The sequence below is a fragment of the Streptomyces sp. SP17BM10 genome (assembly GCF_036322405.1).
Classification (GTDB): domain Bacteria; phylum Actinomycetota; class Actinomycetes; order Streptomycetales; family Streptomycetaceae; genus Kitasatospora.
The window spans coordinates 1-502 of record NZ_JAQYXB010000393.1; the positions used below are offsets into that span (position 1 = coordinate 1).

The following is a 502-nucleotide window of genomic DNA, read 5'->3' on the forward strand; positions in this document are numbered from 1 at the left end:
GGGCGGGGGGGGTGTGTGGTGTTGTGTTGTTGTTTTTTTTTTTGTTGGTGTTTTGGGGGGGGGTGGGGGGGGGTTGGGGGTCGTGTGTGTGGTGGGGGGGGGGGGGGGGTGGGGGGGGACCGTGGTGGGGGGGCGGTTGTTGAGGTGGTTGTGGTTTTGGGGGGGGGGGGGGGCGGTTTTGTGTGTTGTTTGATTGGGGGGGTTGTTTTAATCCGCGGGCGGGTTTGGTTGGGTGGGTGGTGGTGTGGTGTTGGGTGGGGGGGTGGGGGTGTGGGTTTTTGTTTTTTTTTTTTGGTGTTTGGGTTGGTGGGGGGGGGGGGGGGGGGGGGGGGGTGTTGGGGGGGTGGGGGGGGGTGGGCTGGGGGGGGTGGGGGGGGGGGCCGGGGCGTGGTTCGGGGCGCGGCCCCCGCCCCCCCCCCCCCCCCCCCCCCCACCACGCCGCCCCCGCGCCCACCCAAACACACAAACACAAACAAAAAAAAAACAACCCACCCCCCCCCCC

Annotated in this window: 2 protein-coding genes; both read left to right on the forward strand. The window is 68.7% G+C overall.

The features are described from left to right. Window positions 1–193: hypothetical protein (locus tag PUR71_RS41025; RefSeq protein ID WP_329924703.1), on the forward strand; the 193-nt coding region annotated here is incomplete at its 5' end. A 39-nt stretch (window positions 194–232) separates the two neighbouring features. Beyond that, the coding region (locus PUR71_RS41030; protein ID WP_329924704.1) for a hypothetical protein at window positions 233–502 on the forward strand (270 nt) is incomplete at its 3' end.